Source organism: Streptomyces sp. NPDC007189, from assembly GCF_040703635.1.
GTDB lineage: Bacteria > Actinomycetota > Actinomycetes > Streptomycetales > Streptomycetaceae > Streptomyces.
Genome location: NZ_JBEYEY010000007.1, coordinates 31300 through 52597, shown reverse-complemented (window position 1 = coordinate 52597; position 21298 = coordinate 31300). Strand labels below are relative to the sequence as shown.

The window sequence follows — 21298 nt, the reverse complement described above, 5'->3', positions numbered from 1 at the left end:
CTTAACGACGTGCACGGGCCCGCTCCCGGAAAGGGAGCGGGCCCGCACAGGGTATCTACAGAGCCTCAGAACGCGGCCTCGTCCAGCTCCATCAGGTCCAGGTCCACACCGGAGGCGACCTTGCGGGCGAGGGTGACGCCCGGCAGGACGTTCGCCGCGAAGAACTTCGCCGCGGCGATCTTGCCGGTGTAGAACGCCTTGTCCTTGGCGGAGGCCGTGGGCAGCTTCTCGGCGGCGATCGCGGCGCCCTTGAGCAGCAGGTAGCCGACGACGACGTCGCCGGAGGCCATCAGCAGACGGGTGGTGTTCAGGCCCACCTTGTAGATGTTCTTGGTGTCCTGCTCGGTGGCGGCGAGGTCGGTCAGCATCAGGCCGACGATCGCCTCCAGCTCCACGGCGGCCTTGGCCAGGTGCTCGCGGGCGCCCGCCAGTTCCTCGCCGCCGGTGCCGAGCGCCAGGAACTTCTTGATGTCCTCGGCGAGGGAGTTCAGCGCGGCTCCCTGGTTGCGGACGATCTTCCGGAAGAAGAAGTCCTGGCCCTGGATGGCCGTGGTGCCCTCGTACAGGGTGTCGATCTTGGAGTCCCGGATGTACTGCTCGACCGGGTACTCCTGCAGGAAGCCGGATCCGCCGAAGGTCTGCAGCGACTGGGCGAGCTGCTCGTAGCCCTTCTCGGAGCCGTAGCCCTTGACGATGGGCAGCAGCAGGTCGTTCAGGGCGTGTTCGGCGGAGGCGTCCTCGCCGGCGGCCTCCTTGATCTGGATCGCGTCCTGGATCGAGGCGGTGTACATCACCAGGGCGCGCATGCCCTCGGCGTACGCCTTCTGCGTCATCAGCGAGCGGCGCACGTCCGGGTGGTGGGTGATGGTGACCTTGGGCGCGCTCTTGTCCATGAAGTTGGCCAGGTCCGGGCCCTGGACGCGCTCCTTGGCGTACTCCAGCGCGTTCAGGTAGCCGGTGGAGAGCGTGGAGATCGCCTTCGTGCCGACCATCATGCGGGCGAACTCGATGATGCGGAACATCTGGCGGATGCCGTCGTGCTTGTCGCCGATGAGCCAGCCCTTGGCGGGGTGCTGGTCGCCGAAGGTCATCTCGCAGGTGTTGGAGGCCTTCAGGCCCATCTTGTGCTCGACGTTGGTGGCGTAGACGCCGTTGCGCTCGCCCAGTTCGCCGGTCTCGAAGTCGAACAGGTACTTCGGCACGAGGAACAAGGACAGGCCCTTGGTGCCGGGGCCGGCGCCCTCGGGACGCGCGAGCACGTAGTGGAGGATGTTCTCCGACATGTCGTGCTCACCGGAGGTGATGAAGCGCTTCACGCCCTCGATGTGCCAGGAGCCGTCCTCCTGCTGGATCGCCTTGGTGCGGCCGGCGCCCACGTCGGAGCCCGCGTCGGGCTCGGTGAGCACCATCGTGGAGCCCCACTGCTTCTCCACGGCGATCTTCGCTATGTGCTTCTGGACCTCGTTGCCCTCCTCGAAGAGGATGCCGGCGAACGCCGGGCCGGAGGAGTACATCCACACGGCCGGGTTGGCGCCCAGGATCAGCTCCGCGTAGGCCCAGATCAGGGAGCGCGGCGAGGTGGTGCCGCCGATCTCCTCGGGCAGGCCGAGCCGCCAGTACTCGGAGTCCATGAAGGCCTGGTAGCTCTTCTTGAAGGACGCCGGGACCGGCGCGGTGTTGGTCTCCGGGTCGAAGACGGGCGGGTTGCGGTCGGCGTCGGCGAAGGACTCGGCCAGCTCGTTCTCCGAGAGGCGGGTCATCTCCTCCAGGATGCTCTTCGCGGTGTCGACGTCCATCTCCTCGAACGGGCCGGTGCCGTACACCTTGTCGCGCCCGAGTACTTCGAAGAGGTTGAACTCGATGTCGCGGAGATTCGCCTTGTAGTGCCCCATGGTCACGGCTCCGTAGAGGGATCGGCGAGGCACTGACTCCTCGCACCTAGTTCACGTACCAACAAGTAGCCACGATGATGCTACCCGTCGGTAATAAGAAGCAAGCCCCGCCCGCGCAAGTGTGAGAAGGGTCTACTCCCGCGTGTCCGGGAACCGGGCGGTGTGCCCGCCCGTGAGCAGGGCGTGAGCGTAGCCGCCGACCGCTCCGTGGGGCCGGCAGAAGACGGGTGACCGCCCGGTATGCGCACCGCCCGCGCGCCCGGGCGGAGGAAATCCTCCGGCGCCCCACCGCGCCGCCCGCCCTCGGTACTCTTGCGCCATGTACGGCTACGACCAGAATGCTGGCGCCCAGCAGCAGTACGCCCCGCCGCAGCAGCCGGGCGGTGTCGGCGGGTACGGCCAGCAGCCGCCGCTCTACCCGGAGCCGTCCCCGCCCTCGCTCGCCGACGCGGTGCGCGCCTTCACGACCGGGCAGATGTCCGCCGAGGACTTCCAGCAGATCTTCGCCACGTCGAAGGTGTACTGCCCGCGCGGCGACACCCCCGGCTTCCTGGCCCTGCACAACACCCAGCAGCCGGTGATCCCGATGTTCACCTCGCTCAAGGAGCTGCGTCGGTACGCGGGCAAGGAGTCCAAGTACTTCGTCATCACCGGCGCCGAGGTGATCGACCTGCTGCCCACCGGATACGGCTTCGTCCTGGACATGGAGGGCGAGCACCGGATGGTCTTCGACGCGAAGGCCGTCGAGCAGATGGTCGACTTCGCGATGCGCCGGATGTACGGCTGACCGTCGCCGCCTGCGAGCCCGGAGGGAATGCCCTCCGGGCTCGTTCTGTTAGGGGTGGCAGAAAGTTCAATGCTCAACTAACCTGGGTCCACAAGGAGGTACCGACCATGCCTGCAGTGACCGTCGAGAACCCGTTGACGCTGCCCCGCGTGACCGCTCCCGCCGACGCCGTGGCGCGTCCGGTGCTGGCGGTCACCACCGCTCCGAGCGGATTCGAGGGCGAGGGCTTCCCGGTGCGCCGGGCGTTCGCGGGGATCAACTACCGCCACCTCGACCCGTTCATCATGATGGACCAGATGGGCGAGGTGGAGTACGCGCCGGGCGAGCCCAAGGGCACCCCCTGGCACCCGCACCGCGGCTTCGAGACCGTGACCTACATCATCGACGGGATCTTCGACCACCAGGACTCCCACGGCGGTGGCGGCACCATCACCAACGGCGACACCCAGTGGATGACCGCCGGCTCCGGCCTGCTGCACATCGAGGCCCCGCCGGAGGCGCTCGTGGTGTCCGGCGGCCTCTTCCACGGCCTCCAGCTGTGGGTGAACCTCCCGGCCAAGGACAAGATGATGGCGCCGCGGTACCAGGACATCCGCGGCCGCCAGGTCCAGCTGCTCACCTCCCCCGACGGCGGCGCGCTGCTGCGGGTCATCGCGGGCGAGCTGGACGGCCACCAGGGCCCCGGCGTCACCCACACCCCGATCACGATGATCCACGCGACCCTCGCCCCGGGCGCCGAGCTGACCCTGCCCTGGCGGGAGGACTTCAACGGCCTGGCCTACATCCTCGCGGGCCGCGGCAGCGTCGGCACGGAGCGCCGGCCGATCCACCTCGGCCAGACCGCCGTGTTCGGCGCCGGGGGCTCGCTGACCGTCCGCGCGGACGAGAAGCAGGACTCCCACACCCCGGACCTGGAGGTCGTGCTGCTGGGCGGACGGCCGATCCGTGAGCCCATGGCCCACTACGGCCCGTTCGTCATGAACACCAAGGACGAGCTGATGCAGGCCTTCGAGGACTACCAGAAGGGCCGGCTGGGCTCGATCCCGGCGGTGCACGGCATGACGGAGACCGGCCCCCAGGCCTGACGCACCGGTACCGGCGCCGGCCCCGGGCGGGCGCCGGCGCCGGTACCGCCTCACCCGCCCGGCGCCGTGCGCAGGACACCCGTCGCCGGGGCGTGATCCGCTGGACGCGTGCAGCTGCTGCCCGACCCCGTCCGCCGCCTCGCCGCCTGGTGCGCCGTACTGCTGCTGGTCGCCGGGGTGGGATGGGTCGGGGTGCGGCTGTGCGGGGAGCTTCGTACGGCCGTCACGCCAGTGCTGCTCGCGCTGCTCGGCACCGCGCTGCTCGGCCCGCTGCACCGGCGGCTCGTGCGGGCCGGGGTGCAGGCCTCCGTGGCGGCCGGGCTCACCTGTGTCGCCGTCGTGGCCGTCGTCGGCGGCGCCGTGTACATCGTCGTCGCCGCGCTCATCGACACCGGCGACGAGATCATCGCCTCGCTGCGGCACGCCGCCAAGAGCGTCGCCGCGCACTTCGGGGCCGCCGGCACCGGCCTGGACGACCTCGCCGTCAACTCCCGCAAGCTGCTGGGCAGGTTCGGGAGCACGGCCGCCTCCAACGTGATCAGCGGGGTCAGCGTGGTCGGCGAGTCCCTCGCGATGGCCGTGCTCGCCCTGCTGCTCGTCTTCTTCTTCCTGCGCGACTCCCACCGGGCCGTGCAGACCCTGCGCGCCGTCGCGCCCCGCGGCTCCGGGGACATGCTGGAGGCCGTCGCCCGGCGCGCCTTCGAGGCGGTCGAGGGGTTCATGCGCGGGACGACCGTGATCGCCCTCATCGACGCCCTGTGCATCACCGTCGGTCTGCTGATCCTCCGGGTGCCCGGCGCGGTCGGGCTCGGCGCGCTCGTCTTCGTCGGCGCCTACATCCCCTACCTCGGCGCCTTCGTCTCCGGCACGGTGGCCGTCCTGGTGGCGCTCGCCGACCGGGGCTTCGTCATCGCGCTGTGGACGCTCGGCGTCGTCCTCGCCGTGCAGGTGCTGGAGGGGCATGTGCTGCAGCCCGTCATCCAGAGCCGGACGGTGCAGATGCACCCGGCCGTGGTGATGGTCGCCATCACCGCCGGGGCGTCCGTCGCGGGCATCCTCGGCATGCTGCTCGCCGTACCGCTGACCGCCGCCGCCTTCGGGGTCGTACAGGAGCTGCGGACGCGTTACGCGGCGCCCTCCTCCGCGGCATCGGCGGGTCCGTCCACCGAGACGCCGCCCGGCTCGTAGAGCTCGAACCAGATGCTCTTGCCCTCGCCGCGCGGCTCCACCCCCCAGGCGTCCGCGAGCAGTTCGATCAGCATCAGGCCGCGGCCGGAGGAGGCCAGCTCACCGGGCCGGCGCTTGTGCGGCAGGTCGTCGCCCGCGTCGGTGACCTCCACCCGGAGCCGCCGCAGCCCGGCCTCGCCGGTCACCTCGGCGAGCAGCAGCGCGTCGGTGTCGGTGTGCACGAGGACGTTGGTGACCATCTCGGAGACCAGCAGCACCGCCGAGTCGACCTGCTCGGGCGAGAGCCAGTCGTGCAGCAGCTCGCGCAGATGCCGGCGGGCGTCGGCGATCCGGGCCGGCTCGTCCTGCGCCACCGACAGCAGGGTGCGCCGGACCGTGGGCCGCACGGTGCCTTCCAGCGGGCGGCACAGCAGCACCAGCGCGATGTCGTCCTCTCGGCGGTCGGCCAGCGGGCCGGTGGTGTGGTGCGAGGACGGCCCGTGCACGCCCTGCACCAGCGCGTCCGCCAGCGACTCCGGATCCACCCCGTCGTCTCCCGGGTGCTCCTCCAGGATCCCGCGCAGCCGGCGCCAGCCGCTGTCCAGGTCGTGCCCGCCGGTCTCGATCAGGCCGTCGGTGCACAGCATCAGCGTCTCGCCGGGTTCCAGGGTGAACCGGGTCGTCGGATAGTCCGCGTCGGGGTCGATGCCGAGCGGCAGTCCGCCCGCCGTGGGCCGCATCATCACCGTGCCGTCGGCCATCCGGATCGCCGGGTCCGGGTGCCCGGCGCGGGCGATTTCCAGCATCCCGGTCACCGGGTCGGCCTCCGCGTACACACAGGTCGCGAACCGCGGATCGGCCGGGTGGTCGGCGCCGTCGTCGTGCGTGATGCCGTGCAGGAACCTCGAGGCGCGGGAGAGCACGGCGTCCGGGCGGTGGCCCTCGGAGGCGTAGGCGCGCAGGGCGATGCGCAGCTGGCCCATGAGGCCGGCGGCGCGTACGTCATGGCCCTGGACGTCGCCCATGACCAGCGCGAAGCGGCCGGAGGGCAGCGGGATCATGTCGTACCAGTCGCCGCCGACCTGAAGTCCGCCGCCGGTGGGGATGTACCGGGCGGCCACCCGCAGTCCGGGGATCTCCGGGCCGAGCGAGGGCAGCATGGAGCGCTGCAGGCCCTCGGTCAGCTCCCGCTCCTCCTCGGCGGCCCCGGCCCGGGACAGCGCCTGCGCGAGCATCCGGGCCACGGTCGTCAGCACGGCGCGCTCGTCGGGGGTGAACGCCACGGGATAGGCGAAGGCCGCCATCCAGGCGCCCATGGTGCGTCCGGCCACGGTCAGCGGCAGGAAGGCCCAGGACTGCCGGCCGAAGTGGCGGGCGAGCGGCCAGGTCGCCGGATAGCGCTCCTTGTACTCCTGGGGGGAGGACAGATACACCGCGCGGCCCGTGCGGACCACCTCGGCGGCCGGATAGCCGGTGGTCACCGGCATGTGGGAGAAGGGGCCCATGTCGCCGGGCTGGTGCCCGTGCTGGCCCGTGATCGTCAGCCGGTCGCCCTGCACCCCGAACACCACGAGCCCGTCCGGCGAGAACCCCGGCATCGACAGGCCGCCGGCCACCCGCAGCACCTCGGCGGTGGACCGTGCCTCGGCCAGCGCCCGGCCCGCGTCCAGCAGGAACGCCTCCCGCGAGCGCCGCCAGTCGCCGGTGACCGCGCTGCGGGCGGCGGAGGTGCCGGGGGTCGGCTCGGTGACCTCCTGGAGGGTGCCGATCAGCTCGTAGGTCTGCCGCACGGGGTCGTACGACGGCTTCGACCGGCTGCGGACGACCCGCAGGACGTTGCCCTGCTCGTCCATGATCCGTATGCGCACCTCGGCGAGGGTGCCCTCGGCGACGGCCAGCGGGATCACCCCGGTGATCTCGTTCCAGTCGACCGGGTGCAGCCGGGCCCGGGTCTGGGCCTCCGTCAGGGTGGCCGGCTGCGCGGGCAGGCCGAGCAGCCGCGCCGCCTCCGCGTCGACCGTGACTTCTCCGGCGGCCGTGTCCCAGTGCCACAGCCCGGTCGCGAGGGCGGCGAGGACGTCCCCGACGGACGGGAGGGGCTGGCCTGTACGCATTCGCCCACTTTAAGAAGATATGACGGATGGGTGCCACCGTAGGAAGAGGAGGAGCCGGTCCCCGGTCGCTCGGAGGATCCTCCAGCGTGCGGCACGGGAAAAGGGTGGGGAGCCGAGGTGGGGGTGCCCGGTACCCTTGGGGTGGCCTAGGCCGTACCCGCCTGGCGACACCCGATCCGCAAAGACTGGATGAACGACGATGCATCGGTACAGGTCCCACACCTGCGGCCAGCTCCGCGCTTCTGACGTCGGCACCGACGTCCGGCTGAGTGGCTGGCTGCACAATCGGCGCGACCTGGGCGGCATCCTCTTCATCGATCTGCGCGACCACTACGGCATCACGCAGCTGGTCGCCCGCCCCGGCACCGAGGCGTACGAGGCCCTGGACAAGCTGTCCAAGGAGACCGTGGTCCGCGTGGACGGCCGCGTTGTTTCACGTGGAACCGAGAACGTGAACCCCGACCTGCCCACCGGCGAGATCGAGATCGAGGTCGGCGACGTCGAGGTACTGGGCGCGGCGGCCCCGCTGCCCTTCACGATCAACACCGAGGACGGGGTCAACGAGGAGCGGCGCCTGGAGTACCGCTTCCTGGACCTGCGCCGCGAGCGCATGCACCGCAACATCATGCTGCGTACGGCGGTCATCTCGGCCATGCGGCAGAAGATGTCGGCGATGGGCTTCAACGAGATGGCGACGCCGATCCTGTCCGCCACCTCCCCCGAGGGCGCCCGCGACTACGTGGTCCCCTCCCGTGTGCACCCGGGCAAGTTCTACGCGCTGCCGCAGGCCCCGCAGCAGTTCAAGCAGCTGCTGATGATCTCCGGCTTCGACCGCTACTTCCAGATCGCGCCCTGCTTCCGCGACGAGGACGCCCGCGCCGACCGCTCGCCCGGCGAGTTCTACCAGCTCGACATCGAGATGAGCTTCGTCGAGCAGGAGGACATCTTCCAGCCGGTCGAGAAGCTGATGACCGAGCTGTTCGAGGAGTTCGGCGGCGGCCGCCACGTCACCTCCCCCTTCCCGCGGATCCCGTTCCGCGAGGCGATGGCGAAGTACGGCTCCGACAAGCCGGACCTGCGCGCCAAGCTGGAACTGGTCGACATCACCGACGTCTTCGAGGGCTCGGAGTTCAAGGCGTTCGCCGGCAAGCACGTGCGCGCGCTGCCGGTGCCGGCGGTCCAGGACCAGCCGCGCAAGTTCTTCGACCAGCTCGGCGAGTTCGCCGTATCGCTCGGCGCGAAGGGCCTGGCCTGGGTCCGCGTGGGCGAGGACGGCTCCCTGTCCGGCCCGATCGCCAAGTTCCTCACCGAGGAGAACGTCGCCGAGCTGACCAAGCGGCTCTCGCTGGCCCCCGGCCACGCGGTCTTCTTCGGCGCGGGCGAGTTCGACGAGGTCTCCAAGATCATGGGAGCGGTCCGGGTCGAGGCGGCCAAGCGCGCCGGCCACTTCGAGGAGGGCGTCTTCCGCTTCTGCTGGATCGTCGACTTCCCGATGTACGAGAAGGACGAGGAGACCGGCGCGATCGACTTCTCGCACAACCCCTTCTCCATGCCGCAGGGCGGCCTGGAGGCCCTTGAGACCCAGGACCCGCTGGACATCCTGGGCTGGCAGTACGACATCGTCTGCAACGGCGTCGAGCTGTCCTCCGGCGCGATCCGGAACCACGAGCCGGAGATCATGCTCAAGGCCTTCGAGATCGCGGGCTACGACCGTGAGACCGTCGAGGAGAAGTTCGCGGGCATGCTCCGCGCGTTCCGCTTCGGCGCCCCGCCGCACGGCGGCATCGCCCCCGGCGTCGACCGCATCGTCATGCTCCTCGCGGACGAGCCGAACATCCGCGAGACGATCGCCTTCCCGCTCAACGGCAACGCCCAGGACCTGATGATGGGCGCCCCGACCGAGCTGGACGAGACCCGCCTGCGCGAGCTGCACCTGACCATCAGGAAGCCGCAGCCGAAGTAGGACGGCGCCGCTCTTCGGTCCTCCGCGTCTCTTCAGTCCCCCGCGTCGGGCCCGGACTCCGCGTCCGGCTCGATGTCGGGGGACGCGCCGTCTTCGAGCAGCCGCTCGGCGATGTCGTCGGACCACTCCTGGGCCCAGGCGCGCAGGGCGGCGACCTCGGCCTCCGCAAGGCCGTACCGCAGAAAGTCCCCGTCGGAGTAGAAGTCCGTGCCCGTCAGCCGGGACTGCAGCGTGGGCAGGTCGAACGGGTCATGGGCGTGCCGGCGGCCCAGCGCCTCCAGATCGGGCAGGGAGAAGCGGGCCGCGGCGGCCCGCGCGTCGATCAGGTCGACGGCCGCTCCCCGGTCGTACAGCGCCCGGATCTTCGTGCCGACGGCGTCCTCCAGCGACAGCGCCGGCCCGTACCCGGTGAGCTGCGGGGCCTGCCAGAACACCTCCTTGTGCAGCGCGACGGCACAGGGCTCGCCCGCCGGCGGATCGACGACCGTCAGCTGCGCGGTGAGCGCGGTGCCCGTCCCCACCCGGACCTGCCGGCCGCGGGCCTCCAGGGTGGCGCCGACGGCGGCGGCGATCCGGTCCATCGCCTCGGAACTCTCCGTGGCGAAGTCCAGATTCGCATGCGGGCGCACCACCAGACCGTGCGCCTGCACCGCGTATCCGCCGGCGAGCACCAGCCCGTAGGCGCCGCCCGCGCTGACGACGTCGGCGAGGAGCCGGTGGTGGGATTCGGGGACGTTCAAGGTTTTTTTCCGGGTTCCTGTCGCGAGGCTCGAGGGGAGCCTCTCATGCGTACGGCCCGGATGGCCGGAGGAGCCGGTCAGGCTTCCTCGCCGCCGAAGCGCTCCTTGTACGCCGCCAGGTCCTCGTCGGTCAGCTTGGCGAAGAGGACCGGCGGGACCGTGAACGGGGTGCCGGACGGGACCGAGGCGAGGGACTTGGCCTCGTCCGCGGTGACCCAGGTGGCGGTGTCGCCCGGCAGCGAGAACGCCGCGCGCATCGCCTTCGCCGTGGCCGGGATCAGCGGCTCGGAGACCACCGCGTACAGGTGGATCAGGTTCATCGCCGTGCGCAGGGTGAGGGCCGCGGCGTCCTTGTCCGTCTTGATCTGCAGCCAGGGGGCCTTCTCCTCCAGGTAGGAGTTGCCCGCCGACCACAGGGCGCGCAGGGCCGAGGCGGCCTTGCGGAACTGCAGCGCCTCCATGTGCTCCTCGTACTCGCCGAGGAGACGGGCGATCTCCTCGCCCAGCCGGGTCTCCGCCTCACCGGGCTCGCCGCCGGCCGGGACCTCCTCGCCGAAGCGCTTCTTCGAGAAGGACAGCACGCGGTTGACGAAGTTGCCGAGCGTGTCGGCGAGGTCCTTGTTGACCGTGGCCGTGAAGTGCTCCCAGGTGAAGGACGAGTCGTCCGACTCGGGCGCGTTGGCGATGAGGAAGTAGCGCCAGTAGTCGGCCGGCAGGACCTCCAGGGCGTGGTCGGTGAAGACACCGCGCTTCTGGCTGGTGGAGAACTTCCCGCCGTAGTACGTCAGCCAGTTGAAGGCCTTGACGTAGTCGACCTTCTTCCACGGCTCGCGCACGCCCAGCTCGGTGGCCGGGAACATCACCGTGTGGAAGGGGACGTTGTCCTTGGCCATGAACTCGGTGTAGCGCACGGTGTCGTCGGCGTCGTACCACCACGACTTCCAGTCGCGGTTCTCCGGGTCCTGGTCGGCCCACTCCTTCGTCGCGCCGATGTACTCGATCGGGGCGTCGAACCAGACGTAGAAGACCTTGCCCTCGGCGGCCAGCTCCGGCCAGGTGTCGGCCGGGACCGGGACGCCCCAGTCCAGGTCACGGGTGATCGCCCGGTCGTGCAGCCCCTCGGTCAGCCACTTGTGGGCGATGGAGGAGGCCAGCTGCGGCCAGTCCTTGTCGTGCCGGGCCACCCACTCGCGGACCTCGTTCTCCAGCTTGGACTGCAGGAGGAACAGGTGCTTGGTCTCCCTGACCTCCAGGTCCGTGCTGCCGGAGATCGCCGAGCGGGGGTTGATCAGGTCGGTCGGGTCCAGGACGCGGGTGCAGTTCTCGCACTGGTCGCCGCGGGCCTTGTCGTAGCCGCAGTGCGGGCAGGTGCCCTCCACGTAGCGGTCCGGGAGGAAGCGGCCGTCGGTGGGGCTGTACACCTGGCGGATCGCCCGCTCCTCGATGAAGCCGTTCTCGTGCAGCTTGCGGGCGAAGTGCTGGGTGATCTCGCGGTTCTCCGCGGAGGAGCTGCGGCCGAAGTAGTCGAAGGCGAGCTGGAAGCCGTCGTAGACGGCCTTCTGCGCGTCGTGCGCCTGGGCGCAGAACTCCTCCACCGGCAGGCCCTGCTCCTTCGCCGCCAGCTCGGCCGGGGTGCCGTGCTCGTCGGTGGCGCAGATGTACAGGACGTCGTGGCCGCGCTGGCGGAGGTACCGGGAGTACACGTCCGCCGGGAGCATGGACCCCACCATGTTGCCCAGGTGCTTGATCCCGTTGATGTAGGGAAGGGCGCTGGTGATGAGGTGTCGAGCCATCGTGGCTGCTCCCAGGTCGCTGCGTTTTCTGCGGTTTCGAACCTTGAAATCGTAGCCGACAGGGGTGGGCCGCCCGTTTCCCGTTTTGCTGGTTGGGAAAGGGCGGCCCCGGAATCACGGACGGTCACGGCCGCCAGGCGGCCAGTACACCTTCGTAGAGTTCCGCGTCCGTCAGCTCGCGGGGGGTGGGGCCCGCGTGGAAGAAGGACGTGTTGGGGGTCTTCAGCTTGCGGAGGTAGTCGAAGGCCTTGTTGTCGTGCTCCCCGAAGGCGACGAAGGAGAAGAACACGGCGGGGTGCGACGCCGCGGCCTCGGTGAGGGCCTGCGTCGCGGGGGTCTTCGCGTCCGGGGCGCCGTCGGTCTGGAAGATCACGAGGGCGGGGGTGCGGGGGGTCTCGTTCCCTTCCGTCTCTTCCTCTTCCGCGTGCTTGTCGTAGTGGGCGAGTACGGCTTCTACGGCGGCGTGGTAGCTGGTGCGGCCCATGCGGCCGAGGCCGGCGTGCACGTCGTCGATCTTGGTCTCGTGGTCCGGGTCGAGGGTGAGGTCCGTGGTGCCGTCGATCTCCGTGGAGAAGAAGACGGTGTGGACCGTGGCCTCGGGGTCCAGGTGGGCGGCGAGGGCGAGGGTCTGGTCGGCGAGGGCCTGCGCGGAGCCGTCCTTGTAGTACGGGCGCATGCTCGCGGAGCGGTCGAGCACGAGGTAGAGCTTGGCTCGGGTGCCGGTGAGGTCGTGCTTCTTGAGGGCGGTGGTGGCGGCCTTGTAGGCGGCGGTGAGGGAGGGGGTGCGGGACTTGACCTTGGCGAGGGTGGTGGCGGGGGTCTTCTTGCGGGGGCCTTCGGCGTCGGCGGGGGTGTCTTCGGCGGGTGCCGCGGGGGTGTTTTCGGCGGGTGCCGCGGGGGTGTTTTCGGCGGGTGCCGCCTCGGCTTCGCCTTCGGCGGGGGTGTCGTTCCCACCCGCACCACCCGTGCGGGTCTCGCCGTCGGCCGCGGGTGGCCCCTGCGTGGCGGTCTCGCCGTCGGCGGCTTGCCGGGCCGTGGTTTCTTCGGCCGGTACGGCGGTCTCCTCGGCCGTTGCCGACACCGTCTCCGCGACCGGCTGAGGCTCAGCTTCCGGCTCCGGCTCGGTCGGCTTCTCCGCGACCGGCTTCTCGGTCGACTCCGGCTCGGCGTTGTCCTTGGACGGCTGCTCGGGCTTCGGCTCGGGGGATTCCGGGGTGGAGGAGTTGCTGTGGGGTTCTGCCGGGCGGGGGACCTGGACCTTGTCGAAGATGGCGGAGACCAGTTCGTGTTCCTCGCGGCGCGGCTCGGGCACCGTCGGGGTGGTGGGCTCGGCCTCGGTGGGGGCCTGCTGTTGGGCGGGGAGCGAGGCGACCGGCTGCTCGGGCTGCGTGCGCCGGGGGGCCGGCTCCTCCGGCTTCGCGGGGCGGGGTGCGGACTCCTCCGGCTGGGTGGCTTCCGCCTTCGCCGGCTCTTCCGCCCTCGTGAGCAGGGAGTTCGCATCCTCTGCCGGTGTGGCGCGTCCCTTGCGTGAGCGGCTGAACGCGTTCCGCAGGAGAGTGAGAATGCCCATGTGCGCAACCCTTCGTGAGTTGATGCCCGTCGATCCCTGGCCAGGACGGACACGTAAGGTTAGCGAAGGGCTCAGTGGGGGGAAGCGATCGACCGGGCCGCGGCGACCTCCTGCCGCAGCGGTTCGAGGACACTGCCCGCGGGACCGGTGAGATCCGTACGGACCGGGGTCAGCACGTCGGCGTCCCGTACACCCTCCGCCAACTCCCTCAACTGCAGTACCACGTGGGCGATCTCGGCCGGGGACGGCGGCGGCGCCCCGTGCCGCACGCGGACGCGGGCCGCCGTCGTCGCGTCGACGATCCGTTCCACCGCCACGACCAGCGGCCACCACGCCGCCGCACGCCGGCCGGTCGGCGGCGGCTCGGTCAGGGCCCGCTGGAACTCCGTACGGATCACCGACAGGTCGCGGTAGAGCCGCCTGCGCATACGGGCCCGGGCGGCCGGGTCGCCGTCGGCGCCGAACGCCGTCTCCACGTACCGGGCCGTGTCCGCCACCGCGTCCGCGAGGCGGTCGCCGACGCGGGTGCGCCAGCTCTCCGGCCAGAGCAGGTAGCCGGCGGTCAGGGCGATGGCGCAGCCGAGGAGCGAGTCCGTCAGGCGGGGCAGGAGCAGGGCCGTGCCCTGGCGGTTCAGCAGGTCGGAGAGGAGCAGGATCACCGGGGTGATCGCCGCCGTCTGGTAGCCGTAGCCCCGTGGGGTGAGGGCCGGGATCAGGGGGGCCAGGACGAGCATCACCGGTACGTCCCACCAGCCGAGCGGTACCTCCGCCAGCACCACCGCCGCGATCACCAGGCCCGCCACCGTGCCGAGGGCGCGCAGCAGGGCGCGGGAGAACACCGAGCCGAAGTCGGGCTTGAGCACGAACGTGATCGTCAGGGCCACCCAGTACGAGCGCGGGACCGGGACCAGGGAGACCAGGGCCTGGGCGAGGGCGATGCAGAGCGCCAGGCGTACGCCGTAGCGCCAGGAGTTGGCGGAGAGGACGACGTTGCGGGCCGCTCGTGCCGTGCGGATGCCCAGCGTCGGGGGCCGGCCGAGGGGGTCGTCGATTCCCCGCGGGTCCGTGTCGGGGGCCGTCACCACCTCCGCGGTGTGGCGCAGGGCGTGGTCCACGGCGCGCGCCGTCTCGGTCGTCGGGAGCGGCAGGTCCAGGGCTATCGGGCCCGTGTAGCCGGTCTCGATGGCCCGGGCGAGGTGGCCGACCGCCTCGGGGACCTGCGACGGCAGGGGGCGGCCCGCCAGATGCGCGGCGGGGGCCACCTCCATCACGGGCGTGATGGCGTTCAACTGGGCCAGCAGCCGGGTGAGTTCGCGGCTGCGGCCGTGGTGGCGGGCGCGCCGGCCCAGGATCAGGTCGTACGACTGGTTCAGGGACTGGGTGACCGTGCGCCGGGCCTCGTCGTACGCCTCGGTGCGGTCGGTGCCGGAGACGGCGAGCAGGGCCGCGAGCGTGCGGTAGGTGGCCGCGACCGCCGTGCGTTCGGGCACACCCGAGCGCAGGGGCCAGGCCAGGAGGGCGAGGAGGAGGACGAGCAGGCCGCCGCCCGTCATCAGGACGGGGGCGAGCCACCAGGGGCGGGGCAGCGGGAGGCCCGCGCCGATCACGCAGTTCAGCAGGAGGAGCAGGCCCGAGACCGAGGCCACCGCGCCGATCGTCGAGATCATGCCGGAGACCAGGGCGACCCCGGTGACGGCGGCCACCGCGTACCAGCCGTGCCCGTACACCAGCGTGCCCAGGGTCACGCCGACCGCGCCGAAGAGCTGGGGGACGGCGATGTTGAGGATGCGTATGCGGTAGGCGTCGGCGGTGTCGCCGATGACGCCGGACACGGCGCCCATGGAGGCCAGGGCGCCGTACGCCGGATAGCCGGCGGCGAGGCCGAGCACCAGGGGGAGGGCCATCGCGACGGCGGCCCGGGCCACGGCGGCCTTGTTGACGGGGGCCTGCTCCGGGCGCAGGTTCCGCACCAGCCAGTCGGGAGGGGTGAGGCCGATGGGGAACTCGCGCGACATGCGGCCATTATCACCGGTTCGTACCCGGGGGGGCCGGAGTCGCCCCAGCTCTTGGCGCCGGTCAGGGCGGAGTCAGCCGCGGTGGTGGAGGGTGACGTCCACGACGAGGGCGCGGTGGTCGGTGCCGGTCACGCGCAGGAAGTGGGCGCCGGTCGCGGTGAAGTCCGGGGAGAGCAGGACGTGGTCGATCTGGGCGCCGAAGACCGAGGCGGTGCGCGCGGGCCAGCTGGCGGCAAGGCCGGGTCCGGCGAGGCGGGCGGCGTCGGTCAGGCCGGTGTCGAGGATGCGGCGGAAGGCGGCGTGGTCCCGGGTGGCGTTGAAGTCGCCGGCCAGGACGGTGGGCGTACCCCGGTCGGCGGCGGCGAAGGCGCGGAGCGAGCCGAGTTCGCGGCGCCACAGGCCGACCTGGCCGGGCAGCGGGGGCATGGGGTGGGCGAGTTGGAGCCGCACGGCCTGCCCGTGCACGTCGGCGATCGCGCCGGGCATGCCCATGGTGCCGGGGACACCGGCCGTCGGTCTCAAGGGGTGGCGGCTGAGGATGAGCGAGCCGTGCGAGCCGGCCGCGCGGACCGCCCGCCGGTAGGGGTAGGCGGTCGCGAACGCGGTCTCCAGCATGCCCTGGCAGGTGAACTCGCACTCCTCCACGAAGACGACGTCCGGCCGGCGGTCGCGGATCAGCGGCACCAGGGCGGGGGCGGCGCGCCCGAACTCCACGTTGGAGGTCAGCACGCGCAGGGTGGCGAGCGGCGGACCGCCGGGATCGGCGGCGCCGCCGTACGGCTGCAGGTACCAGGCGAGCACGCCGAGTACGACGGCCCCGCACACCAGGCCCGGCCACCAGCGGGCGAGCAGCGCGCAGAGCAGGGCGAAGCCGGTCGGCACGAGCAGCCAGGGCAGGAAGGCGAGCAGTTGGGGCACCGGGGTGACACCGTCGGTGCCGGCGGCCCGGCAGCCGGCGACCACACCGACCCCGGCGAGCAGCAGTCCGGCACACCAGACACCGAGCCCGCGTCCGCGGCGACGGTTCACGGGGCGAGCGTACGGGGGGTGTTCGGGTGGGCGCCAGGATGCGGCAGGGGCGGGGGCCGGTGGTTGCGCGGTTGGCGGGTCGGCTACCGGGAGGTCCGGGGGGCGCGCGGTGGCTTCGGTGGCCGGGGCGTCGGTCGGTTGTCCACAGGGTGGGGGCAGAGTGTGCCGTGTCGGCTGCCGGGGGGCGCGCAGCGGTCGGGCATCTCCGGCGTTTCGGGCCCTGGTCGACCGGTCAGGTCCGGGCCTGGGTCGGGGTGTGGACCGAGGGCGGTGGTGGGGTGTCAGGGCCGGACGGGGGCCGGGGGCGGGTCGCGCGGCTCAGGCGCAGGCGGCGGGTCAGCCAGGTGGTCAGCGCCACCGCCAGGCCCAGGCCCAGCAGCAGCCAGGAGGCCGTGCGCAGGCTCGCGGTGAGGGCGTCGTAGACCGCGCCGGCCGCCGGATGGGGCACGTCCGCGGGCAGGTCGGCGAGGGTGAGGCCGCGGCCGACGGCCACGGCCAGGGACAGCAGGGCCCCGCCCAGGGCGGTGCCCAGCGCGGTCGCGGCGACGGCGCGCCGGCGGTGCACGGCGAGGGCGATCCCGGCGGCGGCGAGGGCGACGGCCGCCACCGGCAGCCAGAGACCGGCGACTTCGAGCACGTGGAACCCCTTCCGGAAGGCGGCGAGCCGGCTCGCCGGGAGGACGGACACCGCGGTGTGCTCCACCGGGATGCGGGCGGCCAGCGGCACGTGGTCCCGGGTCAGCTGCCGCTTGACCTGGTCGGTGACGGGGGCGAGGTCGACGGTGACCGGGCGTCCGGCCGTCCCGTCGTCCTCCTCCTCGCGCAGGGCCCGCAGGACCGCGTCGTGGGTGACCCGGTTGCCGGTGTCCCAGGCCAGGCGGAAGGCCTCGGTCTGGGTGAAGGAGCGCACCGCGTCCCGCACGAACGGGCGGAGCGAACCTCCCCCAGCGGGGGTACCCCCAGCCGGGCGGACGTCCATGTGCTGGTCCACCGCGCGCAGGATGCCGTCGCCGACCGTGTCCGCGACGGCCTCCCGCACGCTCGGGTCGGCGGCGAGCGGCGCCATCGTGGTGACGTACCGGCCCGTGTCGGCGAGCCCGTACGCCGCCCAGGCCGCCAGCGTGCCGAACGGCACGAGGAGGCAGGACAGCGCGAGCAGTACGGCCGACAGGGCGCTCCTGAGGCGTGGGGGCACGCTTCCAGGCAACGGCCTGCGGGGCGGGGCCGCGAGCGGGACGACTGCATTCGGGGGAAGGACCGTACCCCTGGGCGGAACCGGGGCTTGCGCTCTCCGGTGGAGGCTTCACCCGAACGGGTGTTTCCTGGTGTGGGGGAGCGGGAGTCCGGTCCTCGGGCCGGGGTCCACGGCCGGGTGAGGGAAGCGGGAACACGGGAGGGCGGGCGTGGGGGTCCCGGCGAACCGGGGCCCGCGCTGCCGTGACGGTGCCGCCGCACACCCCTGCTCCGTCACCGTGCCGCGTGCCGTACGTCCGCACTCCTGTACGGCCGCCCGGCTCAGCGGACCCGGCGGCCGAAGGCGTCCTCGCGCGTGTAGTAGCGGTAGAAGAACACGGCGAAGGTGCACCCCGCGATGAGCAGCGACATGATCACCGACCGCCAGACCGAGTGCGGTGTCTGGATGTAGAGGAAGCCGAAGGCGATGCCGGTGAAGGCCGTCCACAGCAGCGCGTGCACCTCCCGGAGCATGCGCGGGGCCAGCGTCAGCAGGGCGATGCACACCACCGCGAACACCAGCGCGCTGAGCCAGCCGAGCAGCAGGTTGCCGTCCGTGATGGGGCCGCCCTGGCGGGCGTTCGCCGCGACCCAGTAGCCGTAGACCAGGCCCAGCACCACCGGGACCGCGATGTGCGCGATGCGGTGCGTGCGCGCGTCGAAGACGTCCGGCGAACGGACGGGGACGCCGGAGGTCCGGCGCTCGATCGGAGCCGTACGGCCGGGGCGGGGCGTGCCACCCGGCGCGGGTGCCGCTTGAGCCATGAGAGCACTCCTCTCTCCTCGCCCCCGCCTTCCAGAGCACACCGGGGGGCACGGCCTGGCAAGTCGGCCGGGAGGGTGACGGGGCCCGGATGCGACGGTTTCCCTCCCGTGTTTCGCTGGAAATCCGAGATACATGGAGGCTGCCCGCCGTGACGGAGATGGAGTTCGGCCGGCGGCGGCAACCGCTGGGCGGATACGGCCGGAACGTCGCCTGGCTGTTCCCTCTGCTGCTGCTCGTCGGCATCGTGCTGCTCGACTTCAACACCGGCGAACGGTTCCGGATCGTCTCCTGGATCGTGCTGGTCCCCGGCACGGCCGCCGCGATCTGCGGGGCGTGGACGACGGGACTGTACGTCGTGCTGGCCGTGGTGACGTACGTCGCCGTCGACTCCGCCTGGCCCGGCCAGTACCGGGCCGGCCTCGGCGACTTCGTCCTGGTCGCGCTCGGTGGCCTGCTGGCCGTGGTGGCCTGCGTGGCGCGGGTGCGCAAGGAGCGGCAGAGCCTGCACATCCGGGACATCGCCGAGACCACCCGGCGCACCGTGCTGCGTCCGCTGCCGGCGCCCTGGGCCGGTCTCGAGCACGCCGGGGTGTATCTGGCGGCGGACGTCGACGCCCAGGTCGGCGGGGACTTCTACGACATCCAGCCCGGCCCGCACGGTCCCCGGATCCTGGTCGGTGACGTGCAGGGCAAGGGGCTCGGCGCGGTGGAGACGGCGGCGGCGCTGCTCGGCACGTTCCGGGAGGCCGGCTACCACGAGAAGGATCTCGCGACCGTCGCCGAGCGGCTGGAGACCCGGATGCTGCGGCACCGGTGGCATGTCACCGCGCTGGGGCGGGACGACGGGGACCGGTTCGCCACCGCCGTGCTGATCGGCTTTCCCGAGGGCAGTCCCGAGACCGTCGAGCTGGTCAACTTCGGTCATGAGGCCGCGCTCGCCGTCGGCCCGCGCGGGGTCCGCGAGCTGCCCAGCGGCGACGGGCTGCCGATCGGGTTCGGCGACCTGGGGGGCGGGCTGCCGCCGGTGCACCGGGTGCGGTTGGCCGACGACGAGACGCTGCTGCTGGTCACCGACGGCGTGACCGAGGCCCGCGACCCCGGGGGCGCCTTCTATCCGCTGGTCCAGGACATCACCCCCGCGGTCACCACCGACCCGGCGCAGGCCCACCCCCGGGCACTGGTCCGCCGCGTCCGGGACGGCGTACTACGCCACTGCCGGGGCCACCTGGCCGACGACACCACGGTGTTCGCGGTACGGCGACTGCGGGGTGCGGAGGGGGAGGAGGGCGGCGAGGGCGCGGAGGGCGACGAGGCCGAGGGGCGATCGCGGGTCTGATGGCTGACGCGGGTGGGGTGGGGGGGGTTGATGGAGTGGGCGGGGGCGTGAGAGGCGAAGGGCCGTTGGAGGCGAAAGGGGGAGAGGGGCGCTCGCGGCCGCTTGCGGTGGGCGGCGGGCGACGAGGGGCGATCGCGGGTCTGATGGCTGCTGCCGGTGGGGCGGGGGGTGATGGCGTGCGGGGGTGTGAGAGGCGAAGGGCCGTTGGAGGCGAGGGGGCGGAGGGGCGCTCGTGGCCGCCTGCGGTGGGTGGCGGGCGACGAGGGGCGATCGCGGGTCTGATGGCTGCTGCCGGTGGGGCGGGGGGTGATGGCGTGCGGGGGTGTGGGAGGCGAAGGGCCGGCCGTTGGAGGGGAAGGGGGGCGGAGGGGTGCTCGCGGCCGCCTGCGGTGGGCGGCGGGTGATGGGGGACGGAGTGGGCGGGGGCGAAGGGGGTGAAGAGGGGCGATTGCGGGCCTGTCGCCTTGGTGGGGCGCGCGTTTGCAGCCGCAGCGGTTACGGTGCTGGCTGGAGAGCCGATCTGGGTCCGACAGGGGGAGGGACGATGCCCGGAACCGTGCTGCTGCTCGCGGCCTCGCCGCTGGGCCGGGGGCGCCTGGTGGACGCGGCCGGGGTGCTGCCGGTGCTGGCCGCCGTCGCCCCCGCCGTGCTGTCCGGCACCGACACCGCGAACGTCGTCGAACTCGCCGATCCGCTGGAGCCGCAGGCGGTGTTGACCCGGCTGCGGGCCGCCGCGGCGGCGCCGGGGCCGCTGACCGTGTACGTCGCCGGGCAACTGCACCTGGACCGGCGGCAGCGGCTGCCGCATCTCGCGCTGGCCCGCACCACGGCGGCGACGGTGCGCTACACCGCGCTGCCGTGGCACTGGGTGCGCGAGGAGCTGCGGTTGCGGTCCGCCGCGGACACGGCGCTCGTGGTGGATCTGCACGCGGATGCGGAGGCCTGGCGGTACGTCGCCGAGCGGGGCCTGGACTGCGGGGCCAACGCCGCGGTGTACGGCCGTGTCGCCCCTGCCGCCGGGCGGCGCGGGGTGGCCGAGCCGGCGTACATGAAGGCGGTGGCCACGCTGTTGCGCAGCGGGTACCGGCCGCCGCTCCCTCAGCTGCACGAGCAGGCGCTGGCCCGGATCGCGGACGCGAGCGCCGGCCGCGACCTGCTGCTGACCCTCCCCGGGGGCGCAAGGCCCGCGTTCGCCCATGCGCCCGCCCGACTCGGCCGGCTGAGCGGCCGACCCAGCACGCTCCAGCCCGGCACCGGTCCGGTGGTCCCGGCCCCCGTCAGCTCACTCCCGCCCGCCGCGCAGCCGGTGCCGTCCGGGGTCGGGCAGGCCCCTCACCCGAACACTCCGATCCCCCACCCCTCGACACGCACCCCCGATCAGGACCCGCACGCCATGATCAGCGCCGCCGTCCAGAGCGGGCGGCACGAGGAAGCCGAGGCTCTTGCCGCTCGGTATGAGGAGCGTGCCGTGGGGGCTCGCGGTGCGGGGTCCGAGGAGGCGTTGCACTGGGCCGAAGTGCGGGCCGATCTCGCGATGTTCGCGGGGGACGCGGTGCGCAGCTGCCGCGCCTGGCTGGCGGTCGCCCAGGCGCGGCTGACCGCGGGGCAAGCCGTGGACGCGCCCGCCGTGGAGGCGGCCGCGGACCGCGCGCACCATCAGTGGACGCGGATCACGGACCCGGCGCGGGCCCGTGAACTCGGGCCCGCGCTGGCGGAGTTGAGGCTGCGGGTGCCGGGCCGGCGGCAGGGCGCCCTGGAGAACGTCCGACGCCAGCTACGGCAACTGCAGGCCACCGCCCCATAAGGCC

At 72.4% G+C, this 21298-nt stretch carries 15 protein-coding genes; 6 read left to right on the top strand and 9 right to left on the bottom strand.

From position 1 onward, the window contains the following. Window positions 1-65 precede the first annotated feature (65 nt). Entirely contained in the window at window positions 66-1892 is a 1827-nt protein-coding gene (locus tag AB0950_RS16350) for an acyl-CoA dehydrogenase (RefSeq protein ID WP_360153033.1), read from the bottom strand. 319 nt (window positions 1893-2211) lie between these two features. Here AB0950_RS16350 and AB0950_RS16345 point away from each other — a divergent pair, with 319 nt between their 5' ends. The 3 genes from AB0950_RS16345 to AB0950_RS16335 all read left to right on the top strand — a co-directional run bounded on the left by AB0950_RS16345 (window position 2212) and on the right by AB0950_RS16335 (window position 4952). After that, entirely contained in the window at window positions 2212-2679 is a 468-nt protein-coding gene (locus tag AB0950_RS16345) for an SseB family protein (RefSeq protein ID WP_360153030.1), read from the top strand. A 107-nt stretch (window positions 2680-2786) separates the two neighbouring features. Continuing rightward, window positions 2787-3764, top strand: coding sequence for a pirin family protein (locus AB0950_RS16340; RefSeq protein ID WP_360153027.1), 978 nt, complete (start codon window positions 2787-2789; stop codon window positions 3762-3764). A 108-nt stretch (window positions 3765-3872) separates the two neighbouring features. After that, entirely contained in the window at window positions 3873-4952 is a 1080-nt protein-coding gene (locus AB0950_RS16335; protein WP_360571700.1) for an AI-2E family transporter, read from the top strand. Here the strand turns inward: AB0950_RS16335 and AB0950_RS16330 are convergent. Beyond that, a complete protein-coding gene (locus AB0950_RS16330; protein WP_360153021.1) occupies window positions 4889-7045 on the bottom strand; it encodes a SpoIIE family protein phosphatase in 2157 nt (718 codons plus the stop codon). The two genes, AB0950_RS16335 and AB0950_RS16330, sit on opposite strands and share 64 nt — an antisense overlap. 199 nt (window positions 7046-7244) lie before the next feature. Between AB0950_RS16330 and aspS the strand changes: the two genes are divergently transcribed. Then, entirely contained in the window at window positions 7245-9008 is a 1764-nt protein-coding gene (aspS, locus tag AB0950_RS16325) for an aspartate--tRNA ligase (RefSeq protein ID WP_360153018.1), read from the top strand. A 32-nt stretch (window positions 9009-9040) separates the two neighbouring features. Here aspS and AB0950_RS16320 read toward each other — a convergent pair whose 3' ends face one another. The 7 genes from AB0950_RS16320 to AB0950_RS16290 form a co-directional block, all read right to left on the bottom strand. Continuing rightward, window positions 9041-9748 (bottom strand): hypothetical protein, encoded by a 708-nt coding sequence (locus tag AB0950_RS16320; protein WP_360153015.1) that lies wholly within the window; start codon window positions 9746-9748, stop codon window positions 9041-9043. 77 nt (window positions 9749-9825) lie between these two features. Then, window positions 9826-11541, bottom strand: coding sequence for a methionine--tRNA ligase (gene metG, locus AB0950_RS16315; protein WP_360153012.1), 1716 nt, complete (start codon window positions 11539-11541; stop codon window positions 9826-9828). A 124-nt stretch (window positions 11542-11665) separates the two neighbouring features. Beyond that, window positions 11666-13111 carry a VWA domain-containing protein gene (locus AB0950_RS16310; protein ID WP_366778757.1) on the bottom strand — a complete coding sequence of 482 codons (1446 nt, stop codon included), beginning with the start codon at window positions 13109-13111 and terminating at the stop codon, window positions 11666-11668. Between the two features lie 71 nt (window positions 13112-13182). Further along, entirely contained in the window at window positions 13183-15126 is a 1944-nt protein-coding gene (locus AB0950_RS16305; protein ID WP_366778755.1) for an FUSC family protein, read from the bottom strand. 72 nt (window positions 15127-15198) lie between these two features. After that, window positions 15199-16155, bottom strand: a complete 957-nt coding sequence (locus AB0950_RS16300) for an endonuclease/exonuclease/phosphatase family protein (protein ID WP_366778754.1) — start codon at window positions 16153-16155, stop codon at window positions 15199-15201. Window positions 16156-16387: 232 nt separating this feature from the next. Beyond that, entirely contained in the window at window positions 16388-17350 is a 963-nt protein-coding gene (locus AB0950_RS16295; protein WP_366778753.1) for a hypothetical protein, read from the bottom strand. A gap of 320 nt (window positions 17351-17670) precedes the next feature. Beyond that, window positions 17671-18153, bottom strand: a complete 483-nt coding sequence (locus AB0950_RS16290; protein WP_366778752.1) for a hypothetical protein — start codon at window positions 18151-18153, stop codon at window positions 17671-17673. Window positions 18154-18311: 158 nt separating this feature from the next. Here AB0950_RS16290 and AB0950_RS16285 point away from each other — a divergent pair, with 158 nt between their 5' ends. Further along, window positions 18312-19490: a PP2C family protein-serine/threonine phosphatase gene (locus AB0950_RS16285; protein WP_360153725.1), complete on the top strand. Its 1179-nt coding sequence runs from the start codon at window positions 18312-18314 to the stop codon at window positions 19488-19490. Between the two features lie 544 nt (window positions 19491-20034). Continuing rightward, a complete protein-coding gene (locus tag AB0950_RS16280; protein ID WP_360152994.1) occupies window positions 20035-21294 on the top strand; it encodes a hypothetical protein in 1260 nt (419 codons plus the stop codon). Window positions 21295-21298: the final 4 nt, after the last annotated feature.